This is a genomic window from Bartonella sp. AA86SXKL (assembly GCF_042196885.1).
The window spans coordinates 1-879 of the sequence record NZ_JBHIRE010000202.1; the positions used below are offsets into that span (position 1 = coordinate 1).

General features: G+C 37.5%; 1 protein-coding gene. It reads right to left on the reverse strand.

Annotated elements, in window-relative coordinates:
• Positions 1-305: 305 nt before the first annotated feature.
• Positions 306-879 (reverse strand): RlmE family RNA methyltransferase (locus ACFIO5_RS10975; RefSeq protein WP_375705421.1); only part of this gene is annotated, 574 nt, incomplete at its 5' end.

The window sequence follows — 879 nt, forward strand, 5'->3', positions numbered from 1 at the left end:
AAGCATTTTTAGGAAATATAGTGACTTTAAAATACTCAGAAAAACGTTTTATAGTAGCAGCCCTTAGAAGGAAAAGGCAAAATATTAAATTGTTGATTTTTTGAAAAAGTAAAATTTATAATAAGACAAAGCTTGTATTCAGTTAATAAGGCATGCAAGGGTACCTGATTATGCCCTACTACCATAGGGGACACAAATGTTTTTACAGTGGATTTATGTGCCCTTTTAGAGTCTACTTCACTTAAAATTATTTAAATTGTCGAACAATATTCGGTCACTTCAATATGTCATTAAACTTAAACTTTCTAAAAAAGAAAAAGTTGCTCTTTTCTTTCTGTTTTTGCTTTAAATTCGAGCGCTAGAAGATAAAGCTCTACTGATTCCGACCGGCTTGCAGGTGGTTTAACATGATGGACTGTCTTAAAGTTCTGTTTTAATGTCGTGAGAAGGGTATTTTCTGCCCCGCCTTGAAAAGCCTTTGCTAAAAAATGCCCCCCAGGCTTGAGAACTGAAAGAGCAAAATCAGCAGCAACTTCACATAAATAAATCGTCCTTAAATGATCCGTCTGACGATGGCCTGTTGTTGGTGCGGCCATATCAGAAAGTACTACATCCGGCTTTGTCCCTAAAGCATCAATTAATTTCTGCGGTGCATCTGAATGTAAAAAATCCATTTCCAGCATCACAACCCCAGGTAATGGGTCAACATGTAAATAATCAATCCCAACCACACTAGGCTTTTCATCACTCGACCCTACAATACACCCTGATACCTGACACCATCCCCCCGGTGCAGCTCCCAGATCAATAATCTTTTGACCTTTTTTGAGAAACTTATAGCGTTGATTAATTTCGATAAGTTTATAAGCCGCACGCGAA